Annotated in this window: 3 protein-coding genes; all 3 read left to right on the plus strand. The window is 41.1% G+C overall.

Going from position 1 to position 6,846, the window contains the following annotated elements:
* Nucleotides 1–261: 261 nt before the first annotated feature.
* Nucleotides 262–2,736 carry a DNA gyrase subunit A gene (gyrA, locus tag J7K40_06430; protein ID MCD6162031.1) on the plus strand — a complete coding sequence of 825 codons (2,475 nt, stop codon included), beginning with the start codon at nt 262–264 and terminating at the stop codon, nt 2,734–2,736.
* Nucleotides 2,737–3,166: 430 nt separating this feature from the next.
* Nucleotides 3,167–5,920, plus strand: coding sequence for a T9SS type A sorting domain-containing protein (locus tag J7K40_06435; GenBank protein ID MCD6162032.1), 2,754 nt, complete (start codon nt 3,167–3,169; stop codon nt 5,918–5,920).
* 11 nt (nt 5,921–5,931) lie between these two features.
* On the plus strand, nt 5,932–6,846 hold a 915-nt coding region (locus tag J7K40_06440; GenBank protein MCD6162033.1), incomplete at its 3' end, for a hypothetical protein.

Consider the following 6,846-nt stretch of genomic DNA (forward strand, 5'->3'; position numbering starts at 1 on the left):
CACCTCGTTACAACTTATTAGTATCCAGTGGGTTACAAAGCCGAGAAAGCGAATTTTGTGCTTGAAAAATAGTTATAATTATTGTATAATGAATATCAACTGAGACTTAATCGGGGTATGCTGCTATGACAACATAGCAGCACGGTATTCAATTAGTTGTGGTCTCATTAAGGTTTTACATACCCCGGAACAGAGTTGGCTATTCAATGTAATTGGCCTTTAAATAAGTGCAAGTATCCTTAAAAACAGGAGAATCCAAATATGCCGTTAGGCTCTGAAAAAATACTGCCGGTTTTCATCGAAGAGGAGATGAAAAACTCATATATCGACTACTCAATGTCGGTAATCACTAACCGGGCGCTGCCGGATGTCCGGGATGGCCTGAAGCCATCCAACCGCCGCATCTTAGTTGCCATGAACGACCTTAATTTATCGTCCGGACGACCGCACCGTAAGTGCGCCAAAATCGCCGGTGATACCTCCGGTAATTATCATCCGCATGGCGAACAGGTCGTTTATCCTACGCTTGTCAGGATGGCGCAGGATTTCAATATGCGCTATATGCTGGTTGATGGGCAGGGCAATTTCGGCTCTATTGATGGCGATTCCCCTGCCGCAATGAGATATACCGAGGCAAGAATGACCTCAGTGTCGATGGAGATGCTTGAGGATATCAAGAAAGATACCGTCGATTTTATTCCCAACTATGACGACACTCGCAAGGAACCGAAAGTTCTGCCCGGAAAATTCCCCAACCTGATATGCAATGGAGCAACCGGCATCGCAGTTGGTATGGCTACGAATATTCCGCCTCATAACCTCAATGAAGCAATTGAGGCGCTTACATGTCTTATTGATAATCCGGAGACATCTATTGATGATTTGATGCAGTATATAAAAGGACCCGATTTGCCAACAGGCGGCATCATTTTCGGTCTTGATGACATGCGTAAGGGTTATCATACCGGTCATGGACGGTTTTATATAAGAGCTAAAGCCAACGCCGAGACCAGCAAGACGGGCAAAGAAAGTATAATTGTTTCGGAAATACCATATCAGGTTAATAAATCAAACCTATTGGAGAAGATTGCCGAATTAGTGCGCGATAAACGCATCACGGGAATCTCCGACCTTCGTGATGAATCCGACCGCGATGGCATGCGAATAGTGATTGAGCTTAAACGAGATGCCGTTACAGAAGTTGTCTTGAATCAGCTTTTTAAGATGACCCAGATGCAGACCTCCTTTGGCATGAATATGCTGGCATTGGTTGATGGCGTACCGCAGGTTTTAAATCTCAAAGATATGCTTCAGAAATTCATCGACCACCGTCATGAGGTAGTTATTCGCCGTACGCAATTTGAACTTGACGAAGCTGAAAAGCGCGCTCATATACTTGAAGGATACAAAATTGCCTTAGATAATATTGATGCCGTAATAGAGCTGATAAAGAAATCAAAATCTCCGGCTCATGCCAAAGAGGGCTTGATGAAAAAATTCAAGCTGTCGGAAATCCAATCTCAGGCTATACTGGAAATGCGTCTGCAAAGGCTAACCGGTCTTGAACGTCAGAAAATAGAAGATGAATATCGGTCTGTTATCAAACGAATTGCCGAGCTTAAAGGTATCCTCGAAAGCAAAGCTAAAAGAATGTATATTATTAAGACCGAACTTCAAGAGCTAAGAGAGAAGTATGGAGACGAACGCCGAACAGAAATCCTTGAACGGGACATTACAGAGGATTTCTCGATAGAGGATCTTATTGCCGAGGAAGATATGGTGGTAACCATATCACATGCCGGCTATATCAAACGGATTTCCATATCATCATACAGAAAGCAATCGCGCGGCACTCGCGGCAAGATTGGCATGGAAACAAAGGAAGAGGATTTTGTTGAGCATATGTTTGTAGCATCCACTCATCAGTATATACTTTTCTTCACCGAACACGGCAAATGCTATTGGCTGAAAGTGCATGAGGTGCCCCAAGGAGGCAGATTGGCTAAGGGCAAACCGATTGTTAATATGATTGGGATTCACAAGAAGGACAGCATTGCGGCTTTTGTGCCGGTGCGCAATTTCGATGATCCGGGTTGTATTGTGATGGCAAGCAAAAAGGGTCAGATTAAGAAGACTGAATTACACGCTTTTTCCAACCCGCGGCGGGATGGCATTATTGCTATGAATATTCCAAGTGATGATCAGGTAGTAGAGGTTGGATTCACCGATGGTTCCTGCGATATTATCCTGGCAACTCGTCAGGGACAGGCGATAAGATTCCCCGAAAGCAAAGTCCGTTCGATGGGCAGAACTGCTTATGGCGTACGCGGCATCAATTTGGCTAAGGAAGACTATGTAATAGGCATGGTTGTTGTGAAACGGGAAGGAACATTATTAACTGTTACCGAAAACGGTTGCGGCAAGCGTTCTAATATTGCTGACTACCGCGTAACCAACCGCGGCGGCAAAGGGATTATCAATATTAAGGCATCCAAGCGCAACGGTTTGGTAGTTGCCATAAAAGAAGTTGTAGGCGATGATGAATTATTATTGATTACGCTTAAGGGAATTATCAATCGCATTTCCGTAAGCCAGATAAGAAGCATAGGCCGCAATACTCAAGGTGTCCGCTTGATAGGGCTTGACCCGGGGGATAGGCTTATAGATGTTGCCCGTGTGGCTAATGGGAATGATAATGGGAATGATAATGGGAAAAATGACGAGAATAGCCAGTAAGGTAAAATATTTTGACTAACCTTAATTATTCATAAACTTAAGTATAAGATATTGCGATATGTAAATTAGTCATTGCGCGTCCGGCAGCTACCGGACGCGGTAATCTCAATGCTATAGCTGTCATAATGATAAAGCTATCGGGGGGCAATTTTTAGCTTGACAAATCTTATTATATCCATTTTATTTAACATACAGAAATTTCTGTTTTAATATTTAAGATCATGGGAGGATATTATTGAGCTAAGTAATTTTTGACACAAGGGTTTTGATTGTTGTAATCATATCATCAATTTCAGCCTGAGCAAGCAGTTTGCCGGCTGATAACTGAATTAGGAATATAGAAAGAGGGGATAGCATAAAATATTAATTAAGCGCTTTGAATCAAGGTAATGATTTTAAAAGTAAAACATTAACTTATTGAGGAGAGAAAATGTTTAATCTTAACAGGGGCATGTTTTTTACTATCTTAGTAATAGCAGCCGCGCTATTTATTTCAAGCATAAGTCTTGCACAATTTGTGAGCGCGAAAACCATCTCGCTTAATGATGCGCTAAGTGAAATCAATATTAGCATTGTAAACGACTCAACCTATGCTTGTCATGGTGAAGGAAATGCTATGTTTGATGCATCAACACAGAACATTCCAGGGGCAAATTTTACTTTAGGAGAGTATGATAGCTATGAGATATCTGCTGGAGGCGATACTACGGGATATAATCCGGCAGTTCCAACACTATGTTTTAATGTCTGTGTACCGACAACATTTATTGATCAGATAAACGCAGGCATTCCTCTTTTGGATAGAATCAGATTAAATTCAACACTTGTTCCGCTTGAAAATCCTACAGGTAAACTTGTAAGACCCTCGCAGGACTTCAAAGGATGGGCTTCAAAAGATTCTACTGGAGTTAACTACGCCCCTCAAATGATAGAATACGGCCCTGCTCGGCTAGCTGATCCGGCACATTATCAGCAACTAAACAATTTTCCTGAGATGAGCGCCAGTGTCGTTCATATTTCCGTGCTGCGAAATATTGGCATTATTGGTTTCGAAATACCACTGGCGCAGTATAATGGAGCAGAGTGGTTCAAACTAAGCAACGCAAGCCTGGATATTCCAATATATGATATACAGCATGTTCCCCCAATTGATAAAAAGAATTTGTATCATGGAAACCACAATGGCTATAACACCCAAGACACATGCTATATAACTTGGATGTCGGAGCGGTTTCCATTCTTTGAAGAAGATATAAGGCACCTTTTTATAAATTCAGGGGACTATAACCGTTACAAACAACCAATACAATTGGACATACCTCCAAATTTGGACAATTTATATCAATCTTTGTGGATAATACCTGATACAACCTATCAGCTTTATGCAAATGAACTTCACGAATTCTTGATAAAAATTGGTATCCCTAACATGATTTTAACTATGGATGAATTGCAGAATACTGCACCGGAATGGAGCAGACTGCAGGATAAACTCAAAAGCCTTATATTTTCCATGCACTGGAATAGCGGTTTGGTAGATGTAACGATTGTGGACGGAAGACTATGGGATGAAAGTCCAATTTATCAACATCTATTTAATGGTAATACTAATCAAAATCCTGTACCCCCCCCTGATAATGTAAGAGATATCATATTGGCCAACTCGGTCTATTATGGCGACGTAACTCTCCCTATCGCTTTATGGGATTCTGACGGCGATGGAAACTATGGGGAATCTACGCATGATAGTTGGGATATTGGAGCAGAAGTACAAGTCGGAAATGTGCCAGCAAGAACTCCATACGAATTTGATATATATATTGATAATTTAAAAGACTATCTTCTCAATGGACCAGGAGTATCTGAATTTAGAGCAAGAGTTTTTTGCCACGACCAAATGACAGATTATTATGATCAAGAAAATATGGTGTTTGATTTCCTTCCGCGACACAAATTCGCAGATATTGATACAATAAGCGGAGTGGAACCGGATGGAAATGCTAACCCTACTAATGGACCTACTGCTTCAAATGAAATGGATCACATGTCGTTTTGGTCAGATATAACCTTTTGGACGAACTTATCGCATGGAAATTATGATAGTTGGACTGCTTGTACTGACGATTATAATCATGAGGACAGGTCAATGGTATGTTCTAATATTGGAGACTACAATTGGTGGGAGGATAATTGGCCTGGAACAGGCCCTGGTACCATAACTGACCTTGCTAATACTAATTACTATTCATTGCTATATACCATAAGCTGTGGCGGCGCAATTTATGATTTGGAATGGCAAGCCATGTGCTCAAGGCTGTTATTCCAACAAAACGGCGGAACCATCGCAAATGTTGGTATGAGCAGATATGGTTGGTGCCTTAGTAGTTATGTTCAATGTCGAATCTTCTGGAATGAGCTTTTCAATGTAAACGGCGGCTTTCTGGGATGCAGGGCTATGAACAATAGTAAGCTTACTCCAGGATATCATTCGGATGATTATAATGAAAACTGGATGGGTTATGCAGGTCTCCGTATTTGGACTGATATACCGGAACAGTTTGCTATTGATTGTCCTACATCAATGAATGGAGACACACTTTGGTTTGACGATGTGATAATCACCGCTGCTGGTCATGCGCCGCCATCTGATGTAATAGTCTGTGTGTGGAAGGGATCAGGTGAAGAATTTCAGTGGAAGTACGGAGTTACAACACCGGATGGTCATATAGTTGATTTGCATGAAAACGAATTTTTCTTTGTTCCAGTGTATCCAAATCCAGCCCCACAAACATACCCGGTTTCTATATGGGTATCCGCAGTTCATTCCGCAGATCACAATTTCCTGCCGCTTCAGCACACTTTTACTCATGAGATTCAACCACTGCCCAATCCGAAAGCTGCAGTTGATCCTAATTTGCCTGAAAGGTATGCACTACATCCATCTTACCCAAATCCTTTTAATAATACGGCTATAATTAAGTTTGATCTGCCTGAAGGATGCCGCGTTTCAATTGTTGTTTTCAACATTGTCGGTCAAAAAGTGAAAACTCTAGTGGATGATGATATGATCGCCGGTTATCATCAGGTTTCATTAGATGCCAGCCGGATGTCATCAGGAGCTTATTTCTACAAAATTAAAGCAGAAAAGTTTACAGACATTAAAAAAATGGTTCTGCTAAAATAAGAGAGGATATCATGAAAATAAAAATAATAAGCTTAGCTATTTGCCTGCTTCTTCCCGGAGTATTGCTTGGAAGTGATTTTATGATAGCAGATCTATGCCCAGATGATTCCCCTGCCGGAGTTCATGCATTTAACATCATTAGCGATCTTTGTACGGAAAGCTGTTCATTAAGTATCGAATATACTACAACACTCGTTGATCAACAAATACCAAGCATGGTTATAATTTTTGGCGGCGTACCTAGTTATGGGCAGGGTACTTTATATGAAACCAATGATCCCGAGCTTTTAGCGCTTAGAGAATTATGCACATCACCAGGACATACTATTGGGATCATAGGTGCAGGTAATCTCGCTCTATTACCATTTGCAGATTATGTTGGGTGCGATTGGCCAACATGGATTACGTATCCTGGTGAAGAGTTGTTTTCTCTTGATGAAGGCACTATGTTTTTTGGCTGCATTTTTGACTATCCAGAGGATTCTTTTTTTACTTTTTGCCTTTACCCTACTGGATCTACAGCATGGACTGAGTTAAAAATCCGGCCAAATAATGATATAGGTAATGATAATCGTGCAGTGTTTTCAAGTATGGCAGGTAATTCATTCTTCACAGCAGAATTGGATCCGAGCATGATTCGTAATACTCCAAACTATCAAAATGAAACCGACTTCTATAGACGCCTATTGGAAAGCTTTTTCGAAGTACTTCCCGATTCTGTTTCAGTTGATGAAAATGAAACTCTCCCAATCTCATTCAACCTCAACCAGAATTACCCCAACCCGTTTAATGCATCTACCACAATTAAGTACGCCTTGCCTGAGGATTCCTACGTATCACTTAAGGTATATAATATTCTCGGTGAATTAGCGGCAACGCTGGTCAATGGAAATGTACGTGCCGGATATCACAGCGTAACATTTAAT

Source organism: Candidatus Zixiibacteriota bacterium, assembly GCA_021159005.1.
In the GTDB taxonomy this organism is placed as follows: Bacteria; Zixibacteria; MSB-5A5; order UBA10806; family 4484-95; genus JAGGSN01.